At 58.9% G+C, this 18,393-nt stretch carries 15 protein-coding genes; all 15 read right to left on the bottom strand.

Going from position 1 to position 18,393, the window contains the following annotated elements:
- Nucleotides 1-706: 706 nt before the first annotated feature.
- Nucleotides 707-3,217, bottom strand: coding sequence for a fused MFS/spermidine synthase (locus ACQR3R_RS08205; RefSeq protein WP_428271505.1), 2,511 nt, complete (start codon nucleotides 3,215-3,217; stop codon nucleotides 707-709).
- A gap of 582 nt (nucleotides 3,218-3,799) precedes the next feature.
- Nucleotides 3,800-5,335, bottom strand: coding sequence for a sulfatase-like hydrolase/transferase (locus ACQR3R_RS08200; protein WP_428272604.1), 1,536 nt, complete (start codon nucleotides 5,333-5,335; stop codon nucleotides 3,800-3,802).
- Nucleotides 5,336-5,466: 131 nt separating this feature from the next.
- The gene (locus tag ACQR3R_RS08195) at nucleotides 5,467-6,495 is read right to left on the bottom strand and encodes a haloacid dehalogenase-like hydrolase (RefSeq protein WP_428271503.1); all 1,029 of its coding nucleotides are present in this window, start codon (nucleotides 6,493-6,495) and stop codon (nucleotides 5,467-5,469) included.
- Nucleotides 6,492-7,820, bottom strand: a complete 1,329-nt coding sequence (locus ACQR3R_RS08190; RefSeq protein ID WP_428271502.1) for a hypothetical protein — start codon at nucleotides 7,818-7,820, stop codon at nucleotides 6,492-6,494. The genes ACQR3R_RS08195 and ACQR3R_RS08190 overlap by 4 nt, the downstream gene beginning before the upstream one ends.
- A complete protein-coding gene (locus tag ACQR3R_RS08185) occupies nucleotides 7,817-9,397 on the bottom strand; it encodes a VWA domain-containing protein (RefSeq protein ID WP_428271501.1) in 1,581 nt (526 codons plus the stop codon). The genes ACQR3R_RS08190 and ACQR3R_RS08185 overlap by 4 nt, the downstream gene beginning before the upstream one ends.
- Nucleotide 9,398: 1 nt before the next feature.
- Entirely contained in the window at nucleotides 9,399-10,391 is a 993-nt protein-coding gene (locus ACQR3R_RS08180; RefSeq protein ID WP_428271500.1) for a VWA domain-containing protein, read from the bottom strand.
- Nucleotides 10,378-10,974, bottom strand: a complete 597-nt coding sequence (locus ACQR3R_RS08175) for a DUF4381 family protein (protein ID WP_428271499.1) — start codon at nucleotides 10,972-10,974, stop codon at nucleotides 10,378-10,380. The genes ACQR3R_RS08180 and ACQR3R_RS08175 overlap by 14 nt, the downstream gene beginning before the upstream one ends.
- Nucleotides 10,971-11,897, bottom strand: a complete 927-nt coding sequence (locus tag ACQR3R_RS08170) for a DUF58 domain-containing protein (protein ID WP_428271498.1) — start codon at nucleotides 11,895-11,897, stop codon at nucleotides 10,971-10,973. Before ACQR3R_RS08170 ends, ACQR3R_RS08175 begins: the two co-directional genes overlap by 4 nt.
- Nucleotides 11,894-12,874, bottom strand: a complete 981-nt coding sequence (locus ACQR3R_RS08165; RefSeq protein WP_428271497.1) for an AAA family ATPase — start codon at nucleotides 12,872-12,874, stop codon at nucleotides 11,894-11,896. The genes ACQR3R_RS08170 and ACQR3R_RS08165 overlap by 4 nt, the downstream gene beginning before the upstream one ends.
- A 27-nt stretch (nucleotides 12,875-12,901) precedes the next feature.
- Nucleotides 12,902-13,945 carry a hypothetical protein gene (locus tag ACQR3R_RS08160; RefSeq protein WP_428271496.1) on the bottom strand — a complete coding sequence of 348 codons (1,044 nt, stop codon included), beginning with the start codon at nucleotides 13,943-13,945 and terminating at the stop codon, nucleotides 12,902-12,904.
- 12 nt (nucleotides 13,946-13,957) lie between these two features.
- Complete coding sequence (locus ACQR3R_RS08155) at nucleotides 13,958-14,911, bottom strand: transporter (RefSeq protein WP_428271495.1); 954 nt, start codon at nucleotides 14,909-14,911, stop codon at nucleotides 13,958-13,960.
- Nucleotides 14,912-14,923: 12 nt separating this feature from the next.
- On the bottom strand, nucleotides 14,924-16,327 hold the full coding sequence (locus ACQR3R_RS08150) for a DUF1254 domain-containing protein (protein WP_428271494.1): 1,404 nt from the start codon (nucleotides 16,325-16,327) through the stop codon (nucleotides 14,924-14,926).
- A 27-nt stretch (nucleotides 16,328-16,354) separates the two neighbouring features.
- Nucleotides 16,355-16,570, bottom strand: coding sequence for a hypothetical protein (locus ACQR3R_RS08145; RefSeq protein WP_428271493.1), 216 nt, complete (start codon nucleotides 16,568-16,570; stop codon nucleotides 16,355-16,357).
- A 9-nt stretch (nucleotides 16,571-16,579) separates the two neighbouring features.
- Nucleotides 16,580-17,371 carry a hypothetical protein gene (locus tag ACQR3R_RS08140; RefSeq protein WP_428271492.1) on the bottom strand — a complete coding sequence of 264 codons (792 nt, stop codon included), beginning with the start codon at nucleotides 17,369-17,371 and terminating at the stop codon, nucleotides 16,580-16,582.
- 323 nt (nucleotides 17,372-17,694) lie between these two features.
- Entirely contained in the window at nucleotides 17,695-17,991 is a 297-nt protein-coding gene (locus tag ACQR3R_RS08135; RefSeq protein WP_428271490.1) for a DUF6124 family protein, read from the bottom strand.
- Between the last annotated feature and the right edge of the window lie 402 nt (nucleotides 17,992-18,393).

Below are 18,393 nucleotides of genomic sequence, written 5' to 3'. Positions count from 1 at the left end.
GCCATCGCCAGCAGGCTGTCTCCCACAGTGGATCTTCGTCATGCACACACTCTGTGCATTGCCCAGATTCACTGTGGGAGCTGGCCTGCCAGCGATAGGTGCACCTCGGTCTGTCAGGCTTGCCAGCGAATGACGCACCACGGTCTGTCAGGAATACTCCAATCGTATGTTGCCATCCTTGCCCATTGCTGAATCGGCTGGCGCCATCGCCAGCAGGCTGTCTCCCACAGTGGATCTTCGTCATGCACACACTCTGTGCATTGCCTAGATTCACTGTGGGAGCTGGCCTGCCAGCGATAGGCGCACCGCGGTCTGTCAGTTGGTTTACCTGAGAAGGACGCACCTCGGTCTGTCAGGCTTGCCAGCGAATGACGCACCACGGTCTGTCAGGAATACTCCAATCGTATGTTGCCATCCTTGCCCATTGCTGAATCGGCTGGCGTCATCGCCAGCAAGCTGTCTCCCACAGTGGATCTTCGTCATGCACACACTCTGTGCATTGCCCAAATTCACTGTGGGAGCTGGCCTGCCAGCGATAGGTGCGCCTCGGTCTGTCAGTTGGTTTACCTGCGAAGGACGCACCTCGGTCTGTCAGGAATACCCGCTAATGGCTGAATGGCCTTTCCTTAAACCCTGGAGTCTCTACAGGGTTTAAGTCATTCCCCGGCGTGAGCGTGTTCGGGATTGTGGGGTGAAAGGCGCTGCATCACTGCCCGCCAAACCAGCGGAAGTAGGGATTGCCGCCGTCCCCAAGCATCACCTCGCGCATGTCGCGGGCCCATGCATCCCGGTCGCCGTCATAGGCATGCAAACTCGCTCGATAAAATTGCATCAGGCGTTGCTGATGGGTATTCATCCGCTCCATGAAGCTCGCGTCTGCGTTGACCAGCGGTGGCGCGATATGCAGGTCGAGTAACGCCGGCAGTACGCGAGTGATTTCCTTGGCGCGTACCCATGGCGCGTATTCGATACGCGGTTGATCGTCGGTGACAGGCAGCGCATCAGCGGCGAAACGTTCAAGCCCGGCCCGGTCGGTCACCCATGTCGCCAGCAAGTCAGGCGCCGAACCAATGCCCACGTCCTGCAAGGTGTCACGCACGGATTGTTGCTGGAAGCGTTCGGTTATTTTCGCCGCATCCAGTTCAATCGGTTGCAACGAGCCCACCAGCAGCATCTCGTGAAACTCGCTGGTCCACAGCGTGGCGTACGGAAAAACATCGAGGAAGCTGCGCACCAGCGAGCGCGAATCGTCGATGTTTTGCGTAGGCAACGGCAGCCATTGCGCAACCAGGCCATTATTTTCAAGACGACTGGCGGCGAGTTGGTAAAAGTCACGCGAATACAGATTGACCACACCGGCAGCCGAAGGCGGTGGTGGCTCCAGCGTGATCAGGTCGTAAAGCTGCGAGCTGCGCAGCAGTTCCTGACGGCCGTCACGCAACCGCACATCAACGCCCGGGTCGGCGGCGGCATTGAAGTTGCCCTTGAACAGGGGCGCGGCGTGTACCACCGACGGCAGCAGTTCTGCGACCACGCGATGTTCAAGGCCCGGATAGCGGGTGAGGGCGCCCGCCGTAATGCCGGTGCCGAAACCGATCACCAGCGCCGAGCGCGGTTCGCCGTTGTGAATCAGCAACGGCAGCAGCGCCTGAATGCGCATGTAGCGCAGCGACGGCATGGCGTCACCGGTGTTCGATACGCCCTGAATGTACAAACGCTGAAAGGCGTTCTGGCCCTTGCCCTGCTTGACCACAGCCACGGTGCCACCGCGTCCTTCCTGGTAAAACGCCAGTGTGCCGTTGCGGGCACCCGGTAGCAGGCTGGCGAGTTTATCGACCGGGGTAAAAATCGCCACGATCACTGACAGCAAGCCGATAGCGATCACGGCCTGACGCCGCCCCTTTTTTACGTGATGACCTTTGCGCACCGCGAAGTAACCGACGGCGGCCGCGACGATCGCCAGCAGTCCCAGCGTGCGCACCAGACCCAACAGCGGAATCAGCAAGAACCCGCACAGCATCACACCGATGATTCCGCCCAAGGTGTTGAACGCAACGACAGCGCCGACATCCTTGCCAACGTGGTCTTGGCCCACGCTCAGGCGTAGCGCCAACGGAAACGCAGCACCCAGCAACAGGGTTGGCACGAATACGATGCTCAATGCCGCCACGGCAAAGCGAGCGCTCATGCCCAACAGTTCGCTGCCACCCATGGCCAGCGCGCCGGCTTCGGCCTGGGATTGCAAAAACACCAGCCAGCGTCCGAGAAAGGCGATTTCCAACAGGGCGATCAGGCCCGCCCCGGCAATCAGCAAACCAAATACGCCCCACGGATCGCGCAGGCGATCAACCCGGCGAGCCAACACAACGCTGCCGATAAACAAACCAGTGAGGTAGGTGGCCAGCACCACGGCAAATGCATACGTGCGGGTACTCATGAACTGCACGATGGATTGCGACCAGACCACTTCGTAACCGAGCGCCACGCCGCCGGCAATCGAATACAGCCACAGCGCCAAACGGTCTGGCACCTTATCGGTCGTGTGTTTCGCCGGGGCTGCGACGGGCGTTGAATGCTGGCGCTGAAACCACAAGGCTCCGGCGGCGGCCAGCAGGTTGAGCATTGCGGCGGCCAAGGCACTGCCTCGAACACCGAGCGTTGCGATCAGCACAAACGCGGCGAGCAAGGTGCCCGCAATGGCACCTGCAGTATTGGCTGCATAAAGTTGTCCGCCAGCCTTGCCCAGTTGCTGCGGATTGGCGGCCAGCGAGCGCACCAGCACCGGCAATGTGCCGCCCATCAACACCGCCGGAAGGCCGACCAAAGTAAACGGCAACAGCCACGCCGCCAGCCCGATGTGTTGCGCCAGCCACGCAAAAGGGACGGCCGCCAGGCTCATGGCAAACGTCGCCCCCACGCCGAGCACCGCCACCAGTACTTCCAGCCCTGCATACAACAGAACCGGGTGCTGCAAGCGGTCAGCCCAACGCCCGAACAGTAAGCCGCCCAAGGCCAGACCGGCAAAAAACGCGCTGATACCGGTGGTGATGGCATACACCTCGACGCCCACCACCAGCGACAATTGCTTGATCCACAGCACCTGATACACCAAGGCTGCCGCACCGGAGATAAACAACAACAGCGCGGGAATCAGTATTGGGACGGCAACGTGAGGAACAGGGATGGCCGACGACTTGCTGGCGACACGTGAGGACATTGCGAGGTGCCTTGTTTCAATTTGGAAAAAACCTGTGAACCTGGCGGCCTCATCGCGAGCAGGCTCGCTCCCACAATGGATCTGCGGTGTGCCACAAACTCCTGTGAAGCACAGCCTGCTCCCAATGGATCTGCGGTGTGCCACAAACTCTTGTGGAGCAAGCCTGCTCCCAATGGATCTGCGGTGTGCCACAAACTCCTGTGGAGCAAGCCTGCTCCCAATGGATCTGCGGTGTGCCACAAACTCCTGAGGAGTAAGCCTGCTCCCAATGGATCTGCGGTGTGCCACAAACTCTTGTGGAGCAAGCCTGCTCTCAATGGATCTGCGGTGTGCCACAAACTCCTGTGGAGCAAGTCTGCTCCCAATGGATCTGCGGTGTGCCACAAACTCCTGTGGAGTAAGCCTGCTCCCAATGGATCTGCGGTGTGCCACAAACTCCTGTGGAGCAAGCCTGTTCCCAATGGATCTGCGGTGTGCCACAAATCCCTGTGGGAGCGAGCCTGCTCGCGATGAGGTCGACGCGCTCTCAAGTCAAAAAAATAGAGCCGCTCGCCAACAACGGCGAGCGGCGGTCGGGCGATCTTACTGTGCTGCGGGTGCTGCTTTCATTTTTTCTGCAATCTTCGCATCCACGGCGGCACGGATCTGGTCAATGCTGAAGCTGGCCGGTTTCTGGCTAGGCGGATACTCGATGAAGGTCTGCAGGAACGCCGCAGACTTCTGCACCGCTTGAGCGGCCAGGTAGACGTTTTTGGTTTGCCAATCGTAGTACTGATCGGAAACCACGTCGGCGCGTTCGTACGGGTCCATCCTCAGGTTGAAGATTTTCGGTACACGCAAGCACACGAACGGTTCGGACCAGACTTTGAAGCCGCCGGGTTCGCGCTGTTCGCAGAACACCACTTTCCAGTTATCGAAACGCATCGACACCAGCACGCCGTCGTCGTTGAAGTAGTAGAACTCCTTGCGCTCGCCTTTAGGCTGTTGGCCGGTCAGGTAAGGCAGTTGGTTGAAGCCATCCAGGTGTACTTTGAAGTTGGTGCCGCCTGCAGTCGGCGCCCAGCCTTTGAGCAACTTGTCTTTTACGTCAGCATCGCCAGCGGCTGCCAGCAGGGTAGGGAACCAGTCCATGCCCGAGAACAGCTCGTTGGAGACTTCACCACCCTTGATCTTGCCCGGCCAGCGAATGATTGCCGGAACGCGGTAAGCACCTTCCCAGTTGGAGTTTTTCTCGTTGCGGAACGGCGTAGTTGCCGCGTCCGGCCAGGAGAACTGGTTCGGGCCGTTGTCGGTGGTGTAGACAACGATGGTGTTGTCGGCGATTTTCAGGTCATCGAGGGTTTTCAGGAGTTTGCCGACGTCGCCGTCGTGCTCGATCATGCCGTCCGCGTACTCGTTGCCGGGCATGCCGCTTTGGCCCTTCATCGAATCACGTACGTGGGTGAACAGGTGCATGCGGGTGGTGTTCATCCAGACGAAAAATGGCTTGTCGGCCTTGGCCTGTTTCTCGATGAACGCCTGGGCTGCTGCGGTGGTTTCGTCGTCGATGGTTTCCATGCGCTTGGTGGTCAGCGCGCCGGTGTCTTCGATTTTGCCGTCGGCGAAGCTGTGAATCACGCCGCGAGGCGTGTTGGCCTTGAGGAATTCGGCATCGTCTTTGGGCCAGTACGGACGCTCGGGTTCTTCTTCGGCATTGAGGTGGTAAAGGTTGCCGAAGAACTCATCGAAACCGTGGTTGGTCGGCAGGTATTCATCCTTGTCGCCCAAGTGGTTCTTGCCAAACTGGCCAGTGCTGTAGCCCTGGGATTTAAGCGCTTGGGCGATGGTGATATCGCGCTTTTGCAGGCCAACCGGTGCTCCCGGAATACCTACTTTCGACAGGCCGGTACGCAACGGTGTCTGACCGGTGATGAACGAGGAACGTCCAGCCGTGCAGCTGTTCTCCGCGTAATAGTCGGTGAACATCATGCCTTCCTTGGCAATCCGGTCGATGTTCGGAGTCTTGTAACCGACCACGCCCATGGAGTAAGCGCTGATATTGGTCTGGCCGATGTCATCGCCGAAGATCACTAGAATGTTGGGTTTTTCAGCGGCCCCGGCTGTTGCCGAAATCGCCATCACCGAGACCGCCACCAGGGCGAGTTTCGGGAGCCACTTGTGTATGCGAGTCATCTGACTTGCTCCTTTTGCTCACTGACGTCGTTTTTAGACGACAAACGTTTATTGCGGTCCTGCGTTACGTCTTTTTTTTACTTCACTTGCTCGGTAGTGGCTGCGTCGAAGGGATAAACGCGGCGCCATTCGGCGGCCATATCCACGATAGTCCAGCCACGGTTTTTTGCTTCGTCCAGGGCCTTGTCCAGACGCCCGATCTGCGATTGGCGGTCGTAAGCCCATTCACGTTTGGCGTCGGTGTGGTGCACCAACCCCATGAATCGCTTGCCTGACCCGGCGGCGGTCCATTGCAGCATCTGCAAGTCGCCGTCGGAGTTGCCGAACGCCAGGATCGGCCGCTTGCCGATCACCGCGTCGATGCTCTCAGGCTTGCCCGGGCCGTCATCGTTGTGCGCCAGTTTGGCGGTGCGCAAAATAGACGCCTTACCGTCCTTGTACTGAAACGCTGTCACAAACGTGGTGCCGATCACCTGTTCTGGCGGGACGCCGTAGACTTTTTGCGCAAAGGCGCGCATGAACGCCGTGTCGCCGCCAGAAACGATGTAGGTCTTGAAGTCCTGGCTGCGCAGGTAATCGAGCATCTCCAGCATCGGCTGGAAGATCATCTCGGTATAAGGCTTGCCGGTTTTCGGATGCCGAGCCTGGCTCAGCCAGGTCTTGGCGTAGTCGTCGAACGCTTCGGTGGTCATGCCGGTATGGGTGGCCCCAAAAATTTTCAGGATGCCGTCCATCCCCGCGGCCGCGAGGGCTTTGTGATCGTTTTCGATGACAGCTTTGAACGGCTGGGTGGTTTTCCACTCAGGGTGCTGATCGGCGGTGCGCTTGACCTCATCGAACGCAAACAGCAGCTCGAAGTACGCCGGTTGTTCACTCCACAGGGTGCCGTCGTTATCGAACACCGCAATACGGTCTTCAGGTTTGACGAAATCCTTGCTGCCTTGATCGGTTACCGCCTGCACAAACTCAATAATGCTCTTCTTCGAGGGACCTTCATTCCACGAGGGCAGCGGCTCGGCAGCCAGCGCGACAAATGGCAGGCAAAGCGCCAGGCCAAGTATCAGTTTTAGCCCGTGATGGTGACGCGCCGATATCAAATTCGTCATGGGAATTCCTTCTCGTGGACGGGGTTCAATGGTTTTAATGCGCGAGCAGCGGAGGCCTTGCTGCTACCGACCTGACTATGCAGCGTAGCCAACGATTGCTTGAGTTGGCGCAGTGCCTGATCTTCGGTCGGTTGACGGCTGTAACAGGCGTGCAAAAGCGCTTGCAGGCGCGGGCCGAGGTGGCTGAGTTTGAGCCCCATGCGCCTGCGCCTGGCCCACAGGTACAACGCGCTCAGTTGGGCGGGACGGGCGTCGATTTGCGCCGGGATTTGCTGCCATGCGTAGTCCGCGGACTCCAGCCAGGTGGCGTGTCGCGCACGGCGCCTGGCCTGCCAGTTCAAGTAAGCGCGATGCACTGCAGGGCGGATAAACCACGCTATCAATGCGATCGCCAGCAACGAAAATCCGATCATCAACCCATGCCCGGAGAGGTGCACACGGCTTTGCTGGCCCAGCTTTTTCAAGTCCTCGGTGATCGAGAACACCGGCCGGTAATCACTGTTGGCAATGGCTGCGAAGGTCACTGCCGGCACGTGCGCGGTGCGGGTTTGCTGCTGGCTGGCGTCCCACCACTTCAACTCGATCGATGGCAAGGTGTGGCTGCCTTGGCTATCGACCCGGTACGTCACGGTATCGATGCGTTGGCCGCCATTGAAGTGCCCCCGACCGTCGTCCAGGTTGCTGACTTGCGGCGCCTTCAAGTAACGGCTGAGCCCGCTGACATCGTCCAGTAGCGGCGTTGGCAGCGACATGGCCAGTGCCCCGTCAGCCTGAAGCGTCAGTTGGCGGGTAATGCTGTCACCCACCTTCAAAGGCGTCGCCGAATAAACGACTTTTTGCGTGAAGCGCAGGCCTTTTGCCACCAGCACGGGTTCGCCGGGAGTGAACCCTGGCGGTTGTGTGGCAGTGAACTGCATCGGCTGAGTCTGCGCGTTGAGTTCAGACGTCGCCTGGCCTGGTTTGGCGCTCACCGTCAGCGCCGGAATATCGAAACCCTGCGCCAGGTTCGGGGTGATCCGGTAGCTGTAGCGCATGCCGTTGAATGACTTGCCTTGCAGCGTTTGATTGATGTGCTCGGCGTGTCCGTCCGGCGGCATCACCCATGCGCCTGGCAACTTGAGGTCGGGCAGGGTGGGGGCGTCGGTGAACCAGCTGTCGGTGAGGACATCGAGTTGCAACTCGACGATGCCGCCCACCGTGACCGAACCGGCCGGCAGCAATTGCGCCTGGACCCGCAGTTCAGGTTCGGCGGCGAGTGCCTGGGGGCTGGGCAGGCACGCTATCAACAGGACGATAGCCGCAACCCGGTTCATCAGCAGGCTCATGGCTTAACCCCCGACAGATCCTGCAAGCTGAATTTCTGCTTCAAAAACTTCGCCGGGGAGGTCGACAAGTTCTGCAGCCACACTTCGTCTGAAGTCGCTTGTTCGGTTTTCACCGGCCTGCTGTGACCTTTGCCCGGCGCTTTATCCATTTTGATTTCGTCAGGTTTGACCTTTGGCGTGTTTTGTTCGGCGCTGTCGGTGTCTTTTTGCAGGGCGATGGCCAAGGCCAGGTTGGCAGTGGCTTCAGGAAACTGCGGCTGTAACTTCAACGCCTGGTTATAGGCCTCGATGGCTTGATCGAACTTGAAGCGGCGCACGTAAATATTGCCCAGGTAGAAGTAGGCCTGCGGCGTGTCCAGGCGCGCAAAACTTGCCAATGCCAGGTCAAAATCCGCCGCGTTGTAGGCCGCAATACCTTTCCAGTACGGGTCTGCAAAATGCGCCGCCGCTTGCGGGTAGTGTTCATGCTCGAACGCCCAGCGACCTTGTTGGTCCGGGGTGAAAAAGGCATCGACCAGTGCATTTGCTTCGGCAGGCGCAGGTTGCAAACCGATGCCCAGCGCGAGCAGCAACCCGGCCATCCAGTTCACGCTCCAGCCCTTGCGCACGCAAAGGAAGGCGATCAGCAACAGCGGCCAGCACAACCAATAACCGGCGTCTTTCCATTGCAGTTCGCGCTGTTCGTCACTGGCACTCTGGAAGTGTTGCTGGGCATGCAGCTCCACCCAATCCAGATCGTCATCATTCAGGGTCAGGCTGCCCAACGGAGCATCGACTGCCGACGCCAGTTTTTTCAATGCTGCCTGGTCAAAGCTGCCGAGCGCGGGTCGTCCGTTGCTGTCGGTACGGGGTTGGCCATTGCCGTCGTGAATGATTCCGCCATCCTCGCTGCCGACGGCCAGAATCAACACCTGCAAGCCGCTATCGTCCAATTGTTTATCCAGCCCATCGAGCCGGGAAGTGTCGGCGCCGTCGGTGATCAACAACAACGTGCCCGGCGTTTTTTCGGCTGCCAGCAGGCGTTTTGCCTGCTCGATAACCGCACCGACGTCCTTGCCCGGTTTGCCGATCAGGTCGGTGCCCAGTGCTTGGATAAAGGTATCGAGCAACGCTGGATCATCGGTTGCGGGCAACACCAGATGCGCACTGCCGGCGTAGGCGATAAGTGCGTTACGCGCACCGGCACGACGTGCAATCAGGTCGTGCACTTTATGTTTGGCGGCCTCTAAACGACTCGGCTGTACATCGGTGGCGTCCATCGACGGCGACAAATCAATGGCAATGATCAGCGGCGCACGATTTTCGAGAAAGTCCGGGCGATCCTGCTCCCACGTCGGGCCGGCAGCCGCCAGGGCGCCCAGCGCCAGCAGCGCACACAACAGATGCACTGGCCGCAGGCGTTGCTGGTCCTGAGGTGTGATCAGCAAATGCGCCAGCAAATGCTCGGCAATGTTGCTACGCAAACGCCGTTGCAGATCGCGGCTGCGGCGCCAGAACCACGGCAGCAGCAGTGCGAACGGCATCAACATTAGCCAAAACGGACGCAGGAAATGCAGGTCGTTGAGGTTGATGTCCATCTCAAACCTCCTGCCGCTGGCGAGCAAGTGCCAGGTGTGGGCGCAGCAGGGCGCCCACGTGGTACAACGCCAGCAACCCGATGGCCACGCCCAGCGGCCACCAGAACAAATCCTTCTTGGGTTGATGACTGAGCGTGTTCACCTGATGCGGTGTGAGCGTGTCCAGGGTGCTGTAAACCTGATCCAGCGCGTGGCGGTCCTCGGCGCGGAAAAACTTGCCACCGGTGGCCTCGGCTATTTGCTTCAAGCCCTGCAGGTTGACCTTGGCTTCACCTTCTGCGGTCGGGTCGCCAATGCCGATGGTATGAATCACCACGCCTTTGGCGGCCGCCATCGACGCTGCGTGATCGGGCGTTATCGCGCTGCTGGTGTCGTTACCGTCGGTGAGCAGGATCAGCACCTTTTCCTGCTCGTGGGCCTGATCGAGCATCTTCAGACTCAGGCCAATCGCGTCACCGATGGCGGTGTTCGGCCCGGCCATGCCAATGCCCGTGTCGTCGAGCAACAGCGACAGGCTGGCGTGATCGAGGGTTAACGGTGCTTGCGGGTAGGCGCCGCTGCCGAACACGATCAGGCCCAGTCGATCGTCTTTACGCTTGTCGATGAAGCCATGAACCACTTCTTTTACGGCGGCCAAGCGATTGATTTTTTGCCCGCTGGCGTCGGTGAAGTCAGTGGTTTCCATTGATTGGGAAATGTCGATGGCCAACATCAAATCACGCACCGGCTGCTGGCGCTCGATGGGTTTCTCAACGTAAACCGGACGAGCAACCGCCACCAGTAACAGGGCCCATACCAGTAGATTCAAGACCAGTTGCCAGCGGTTGGTACGGGTTCCGGCCTGGCTGGGGGCCTGGCCGACCGCGCGGCTCATGGCACCGAAAAAGGGTACACGCACGGCGCTGCGGGCCTCACGATATTCAGGCAGCAAGCGATAGCCGAACCAGGGCAGCGGCAGCAACAAGAGCAACCACGGGTAATCAAGCTGCCACATGATGACGCTCCACCCAGAGTTTGCAGGTGTCGAACAATTGCTGACGTTTCTCGCTCGGTATCGACTGCAGCGTTGCATCCGGCGCATAGGCCAATTGCGCCAGTTGCTGGCTGAAATCGGCGGGTAACGGTTGCGGGCTGTGTTGCTGCAAAAACGCCTGCCACTGTTCACCGCCAAGTGCAGCGGGAACCCTTTGTGGGAGCGAGCCTGCTCGCGATAGCGGTGTGCCAGGTACCTTGGATTTTGAATGTCGTAACGCTATCGCGAGCAGGCTCGCTCCCACTGGGCTTGTATGCATCGCAGACGCCGGCATCGATAACGCCACACGTTTCAGCAGTTCCGGCAGTTCGCGCATAGCGCTCAGTTGATGCTCGCTGCTGCGTAATTCGGCCAGGCGCAGCAGTGCCTCACGCCGATAACGATCCCGTCGCCATTGCCAATACCGGCGTGCGCTGACCAGCAACACCGCCACCACCAGCACACCGAGCAACGCCCACCAGCCCCACGTTTGCGGCGCGTAACTGACCGGTGCCGGCAGGGCGATGTCTTTCAGTTGGTCGATGCTGGGGATGTTCGGATTCATCGGCGCCCCCGGCCCAACTCCGCACGCAGTTGTTCCTGTGCATCGCTTGCCGTGCTGAACATCATCAGCGGCACCTGACTGCGGCGCAGCAACGTGGCGACATCCTTGAGCCGGCCGCTGAGAAAATCGCCCAGTGGTTGATGAACGCTGCGCTGTTCAACCGCCAGCTCCACTTGCAACTGGCCTTGAGTAACCAGCAAGCGGCCGTTCTTAGGCAAGTTCAGCGCGATGGGGTCGTACACCTGCATGGCGATTACATCGTTGTGCGCCGCCAACTGGCGCATCAACTGCAACGTGCGTTCCCCGGCACCGGCAAAGTCGCTGACGATACAAATCAGATGATCGTGGCCCGCCACGGCCAGACATTGCTGCAACACCTTGTCGAGCTGGTCTTGACCCTCGGCGTCCGGGTTGCTCGCATTCAGTCGCTGGTTTTGCTCGACGATGCGGCTGCACAACGTTTCGATCCGTTTACGACTGCGCAGCGGGGCGATACTGTCGATGCGCTGGTCGTTGAACACCAAGCCGCCGACGCGATCACCGGCGTTGAACACCATCCACGCCGCGAGCGCGCCGAGTTCGGCGGCAATGGCGGATTTGAAGCTGCGTTTTGAGCCAAAAAACATCGACATGCGCTGGTCCACCAGGATCAACGCCGGGCGGTCACGTTCTTCGGTGAAGGTACGAACCACCGGTTTGCCGGTGCGCAACGATGCGCGCCAATCCAGATGACGCAGGTCGTCTCCCGGCTGATAACGGCGCAGTTCATCAAAGTTCAAACCACGGCCCCGCAACCGCGAGGCATGGTTGCCAGCCAGGATGCTGCCTTGCGGTTGGCGCGCCACAAAACTCAAGTCACGGGCCTTGAACTCCAGCGCCATCAATTGCGCCAGAGAGACATACACCAGGCCGTCGGTGTTCATGCCGGTATCGCCACCTTGTCCAGCAGCCGATCAAGCACTTGATCGGCCGTCACGCCATCCGCGACGGCGTCGTAGCTCAAATGCAGGCGATGGCGTAGCACTGGGTGCACCACGGCGCGCACATTGTCGGGGGATACAAAATCCTGGCCTTGCATCCACGCATCGGCCCGGGCGCAACGGTCCAGGCCGATGCCGCCGCGAGGGCTGGCGCCGATGTCGATCCAGCGCCCAAGGTCGGCGTCGTAGTCGGCTGGGTGGCGGGTGGCATTGATCAGGTCGATCAGGTAGCGGTCGATGGCGGGCGACACATGGATGGCGCTGACTTCGCGTCGCGCCGCAAAAATCACTTCCTGCGACAGCGCAAAGCCTTGTGCGGCGGCCGTCTTGGCGCCGAGGGCCTGTTCTTCTTCACGCAACAGTCGCAGCACCTGGCTCTCGTTTTCGGCGCTCGGGTAGTCAAGTAGGACCTTCATCAGGAAACGGTCCATCTGCGCTTCCGGCAATGGGTAAGTGCCTTCCTGTTCGATCGGGTTCTGGGTCGCGACCACGATGAACAATTCCGGCAACACATGGCTGTTGCCGGCCACGGTGATCTGCCGTTCTTCCATCGCTTCCAGCAGCGCAGCCTGAACCTTGGCCGGGGCGCGGTTGATTTCATCCGCCAGAATCAGGTTGCCGAACAGCGGACCGGGCTGAAACTGAATCTCGTTTCTGCCATCCACCTGATGCAGCACCTCGGCACCGGTGATGTCCGACGGCAACAGGTCCGGGGTGAACTGGATGCGGCTCATTTTTGCGTCCAGGTGCTTGGCCAGCGCTTTGACGGTGCGGGTCTTGGCCAGCCCCGGCAGACTTTCCAACAGCAAATGCCCGTTGGCCAACAGTCCGAGAATTATCTGGCGAATCACTTCGTCCTGCCCGAGCACGGCTTCGGCGATGCTCGCTTGCAGGGCTTTCAGGTCAGTGAGTGCGGTCATGGTGCTGTCCTTTTTTCAAACACATGCTCAAAACATGAAGGTCGGAATGACTGGAATGAATGACAAACGGAAATTCCAGCGACTGCTGATCAAGTCATCCGGATGAATCGCCGAGTACTGGATCTCCCCGGAAATCCGCACCGGCAGCTTGCCGAAGTTGAAGATCCGGCCCGCACCCAGACCAATCGGGAAGGTGACTTTGTTGCCGCCGTCAGCCTTCCAGTTGACGGTGACGTTGGGCGTCATGCCCACGCGCCATTGCTCCGGGCCAGGAATGTTGCGCTGGATGAAGTACTGGATGTTGGTCAGGCTGACGTCCTTGCGCTTGCTGTCGCCCGCCACCGACCACCAATGTTGCGGGAACACGCCCAGGGTCCAGTCTTCCCCGAGGTAGGCTGCAACGAACGCGGGGCCCAGCGAATATTTACCGGTGCCAAGCACGTCTTCTTCGGCGGTAGGAAACATCGCCGTAGGGCCGAAACCCCAGACCATTTTGCCGCCACCGGCGAAGCGAATCGGCTCTTTGGGTGAGAACACGCCGACATACGCCAGGTCGCCAAAACCGCTGGTGCGGTCGAACGGGTCCTGCACCACAGAGGCGAAATCGTTGCGCTCACTCAAAATGTCGTTGGGGCCCATGCCGATCAGGTTGCCGGCCCGGTGATTCACCGGGGCGCTGACGTAGCTGATGGGCAAGCGGTTGATCAGGTTCCAGTCTTCACCGATGGAAATCGGAAAGGTCGGCATGAAGCTGTATTTGCCCAGCATGCGCGTGCCATTGCTGTTGGGGCCTTTGAGGGCGGTGTAGTCGTACTGATTGAACAGCAAAACCAGATTGCCCACCGGGTTGTCCATCAACTTGGCGATCTGTTCCGTGGAGGGCTCGCAGCCGGCGGCCACCACTTTTTTCAGGTCGATGTCGAAGTCCTGCTGCAGCCGATGGCAGGTTTCGGGGTCGCCTTTGGCAACCTGTTGCGCGGGCGTGCTGCCAAGTGTCGGCAGGTCACCGGCAGCACAGGCGAAGCCGCTGAAAAGCAGGCTGCAAACGGTCAATCGTGTGCCGGTGGCCATCCTTGGTCACTCCTAGAAAAATGCCAACGTCAGGTTGACGGCAAATCCATTACCTTCAGGGCGATTCTTGGTGTCGAATTCCGGCACCCAGCGGGCGCTGACACTGGCTTGCGCATCGTTGAATTTGCCGGCCCAACCGACCACTGGCCCAGCGCCTACCGAACGTCCGCGAAAGCCATTAAGTGTGTCAGCGGTGTCACCTTTGTCGTCAGTCACTTGCTGCACGTAACCGCCGACAATGCCGGCGCTCCAACCGTTGCCGAAGCCATGCGTCCACATTGCGTCGAGGGTGAAAATGTTGCCGTTGCGATAATCGGTGGTCGTGTTTTCGGTGTAGAACTCAAGGCCACTCGACACCGTAAACTCGCCGCCCTTGCCATCCAGGTGAGTAAAGGCAACGGTGGGCATGAACGTGTAATCGTTCTGACCGGGGTTGGCCAGGCGATTGTCGTTGTAGGCGCCCGTGGGAACATAAATCGGCAGCGAAAACGAGATGTGATTCAGCTCATCGAAGTGATAGCCGGCGGCAATCGGGGTGACCAGCATGTCCGCGAACTGGGTGCCGGTGTCTTCAGTGCCGAGGGTTCGGCCGCGTGGCCCGGTAATGCTGATGTTGACGTCGGTGTATTGCACTGGAACACCGATGGCAGACGCATAGTTCCAGCGCCCTTTGCCGGTGTCCCAGACATGCGTGAAGTTGGCCATGGTGTACGACACTTTCATGTCCAGATCGGCACCGATCTCGCCAACAATCGGCACGCCCTTGCTGCCCTTGAGGCTGCCGTCATACCAGATGCTGGTGAAGGACATGACCCAGCCGGGTTCCGGCGGCACGACCCCGGCGTTGGAGAACACTTGTTGCCCGGTAATCGGTCGGCCGACGCCACCCTCGGCGGCCATGACCAAAGGGCTTGCGCCGATAACACACAGGGCCAGTAAAGGACGTATTACAAAAGGCCTGACCATGGCTGACTCCGTTTATTGTGGGTGTTGATTGACAGGGGTTAGTGGCGGTATTTGCCACTGGCCGTTAATGACTTCAGGTTTTGGCAGGTACAAGCGCAAGATCCCGTAAAACGGGCCTTCAGGCGCGGGAAGCCAGTTACTTTGCAGTTTTTTGGGCGGCGCCTTGTGTTGCACGTAGAGGGTCAAGCCACCGTCGGCATCAAGCTTCAGGTCGGGCAGCATCCGCGAGTTGATCAAGTAGCGATTCAACGGGTTGGCCACCAGCAGTTTATTTTTGCCGTTGTACATCGTCAGCGACCAGAAAGCGTCGGCCGGGGGCAGGGCGCCTTTGTCGAAATGCAGCGTGTAGTCGTGTTTGGACGCATCGACGGGTTGGCCGTCCTTGTCGACGAAATAACCGATGTAATTTGCTTCCTCGGCAGAGTTGCCAAAGATCCCCATGTTCGCGGCGGCGTAGCGGTACAGATAGTTGCCGTTGAGGTGATCGCGGGTGCCGAACAGGTCGCCGCTGGTGACTTGACGCTTATCGACCTTGTCTTTTTTGAACTCGGCAAACTCGGCTTTGGCATCGCTGATACCGTCCTCCAGTGCTTTGCGTTGGCTGGCAGGCAGCGCATTGGCATCGAAAGGTTTGCCGGCTTCGATGCCGATTTTTGCGAAGCGTGCCAATACGTCCTTTTCAGCGTCCTGGGGCGGGGAGAAAGACAGCATGAAATTCAGGTAACGAAACAGGTCCGGCGTTTCGCTCATGGTGGGCGTCGGCTTTGGCCAATCGATTTTGGGTGCTGCGGGCGGAGCTTTTTGCTTCACGTAGTGGCTGAGCGTCTCGACTTTGTAGCCTTTCTGGATCTGCTTGACCTTGGCCAGGTCCTTTTCATCGAACAGCTGCGTGCGGTATAGCGCGTACGCAATGTTGGTTTCACTGCGCAGCAAACGGTCGATTTCAACCGGTTGCTGGCCTTGCCAGTTTGGCCCGGCGATCATGAAATGGCCGCCGTTGTTGCCTGTGGCGCGAGTGCCCAAATAAGCGAAGTTTTGCGTGTAGGCGTCAATCAATTGCACCGAGTAGTAGCGGTGCTCTTCGATGGGCGGCAATGTCAGCACCAGCGGTTCGGCGCGCAGGTCCATCCAGATAAAAGAGTACGGCGTGTCGGCGTTGGGCGTAACAAATGCGGTGTCTTTGGCAGTAAAGGCTTTGGCCGTGTTGCCGATCTGATTGAAAGGCGCTTTAAAGTTCGGGCTCTTCTTGTCCACGGCTTGGGTGTAAAGGGTTTTGTACATCTCAACCACCGGAAACCCGTACAAATAGGCTTCCTTGGCAATGCCGCGGGCCTCTTCCGGGGTGGCAGTGAAATCGGCCCACGCGCTGGTGCTCAGCGAGAGCGCGAACGCCGTAAGCAACATGCGATTACTCATAAAGCTTCCTTATCAAAACCTTCGGCGTCATTGCACAACGGTGATGTCGTCGAGTGTCCAGCTTGTATCGAAGTGGACCCCCGTTGGGGCATACAAGCGCAAGTCGCTGAACCAGTACTTGCCCGGCAATTCCCTTTCCAGCGTGATATTGCCGATTCGGGTATCAAGTTCCTGGGCGCCGACGCCGCAGCTGGCGAACAGGGTCATCAAGCTGAAACCGGCAATGCGAATGGCAACCTGCATAAAAATTCCTTATTTACCGAAGGTGACGTTGATACCGGTGAACAAGGTGAATTGCGGCAGGCCGTCACCCTTGCGTTCCACTGTCCACTGCGGCTCAACGAAGGCATTGATGATGTTAGTGCCGGATTTGAATGCCTTACCGACACCCAGACCGATGGGGATGTAATGAGTGTCGTTTTTCAGGTCGAAGGTCCAGGTGCCGGTCGAGCGCAAATACCAGCCTTTTTCCAGGTTATGAATGATGAAGGGTTGCAGTGTTGCGGTTTCGACATGGGCACGATCATGGTCGCCGGCAAAAGAACTTTGGTATTGCACCAGCGCGCCGAGCAAACCGCGCGGCGAGGAGTCGATGGCGATGGCCGCCAGGCCTGCCTGCCACTTGCCGGTGCCCAGCTCATCCTGTGCGGCGGTGGGCGCGGTGATCTGCGGGCCGACGCCCAACTGCACGCCGTCGGTTTTCAGCAAGAAAATATCAAACAGGTTCAGGTCGCCGATACCGGTGCTGTAGCCGTTATGCGGATCGGGACGGGTACTGATCGGGAGAGTGGCGCGCAGTAATTGTGGAACGCCGATGAAGTCGTTGGGGGCAATGGGAAGGGTACCGCGCAGCAACGCATCGTTGGTGTGCACGTTAGTGTCGTAAAGCTTGGGCGTGTAGTAATCCTGGAGGTTGACGCCGGGCGCCAGGTTGAGCGGGTTGTTACTCTTGTTGGCTTCTTCGGCGTTGTCTGCAAAGGCACAAACAGCAGGCGCCAGTGATGCCACCCATAAAAAGGCGCATACACCCGATTTAATTGTCATGATCGCCCGGTTCCTTCGTGGCTCATTGGATGACTTGGCACTTGATGGCCGTTACTACGTAAGCTCTTTCCGATTAGCCTGTAGGACTCGTCTGTTGAAGCTAGCAGTTAACTACCGTTTATCCAGTCGAAGGAATTAATTCTATCGTTTTGTGTACCCGTTCAACTTATTTCTGTGTACTAAAAAGTTAATAGTTATCAGGGGCTTGGCGGGAGAGGTGTGTTCAACATAAACGCAGGCAAGCCGCGGCCGCCTGCAGGCGCATGCGGGCGGCGATTCGACTTGCCTGCGAAGAACATTAACCGGCGTGTGCTGGCCATTTTCTAAGGTGGATCTAGTTGATCCAAAGCGCGATTGACGGCCAGTTCGCCCAGCATGATCACTTGCGCAATGCCCAGCAGGGTATTGCGATGCGGCCCCTCCAAAAATCCAGCCAGATCTGTTGCCATCACATTCGCCGAGGCCAGCGACTCGCAGGCGTGGGCGAGCAGGGTTTCGGTAGCGAGTGTCGGGTCGATGGTGAACAGGGTGCTGGGGTGACGTGGGGTGGCCTGGATGTCGGCGAACGAGGCGAGGGGCGGCGGGACGGAGCCCGGCGGATTTGGCGTAGGTTTTTTCATCGTTGCTTACCTTAGTAGTTGGGCCGAAACCATCTCGCTACTAAACGAAGGGGTGGCAGCTGTGCGCAAGTTAGTAGACCGGTAAGGCAGGCAAAAACCGGCGCGTCCGAGAACGCCATGCACACAGCTACCATCAAGCGCAGGTGTGAACCTGAATGACGATACTCATGCGACCGTACTTACCTTGGCCGGGCTACTAAACCCGATCACTGGGAATCAGTGACGCGAACAAGTTACCGACGCCCCTACAGCCACACAAGCCGGCGGATTCTGGCTTGGTTGTAGGCAATGGAGCAAGGTGTTGTAGCCTCCTGGAAGATGGCACTTTGATTCAAAACATCACGACGGTGAATCACCTGGAAACACCCCGAAACACGCTAATCCAAGCCCTGTAATTATGTA

The sequence above is a fragment of the Gordonia sp. IEGM753 genome (assembly GCF_050321825.1).
Taxonomy (GTDB): Bacteria; Pseudomonadota; Gammaproteobacteria; order Pseudomonadales; family Pseudomonadaceae; genus Aquipseudomonas.
This window is presented reverse-complemented; position numbering and strand designations above follow the sequence as displayed.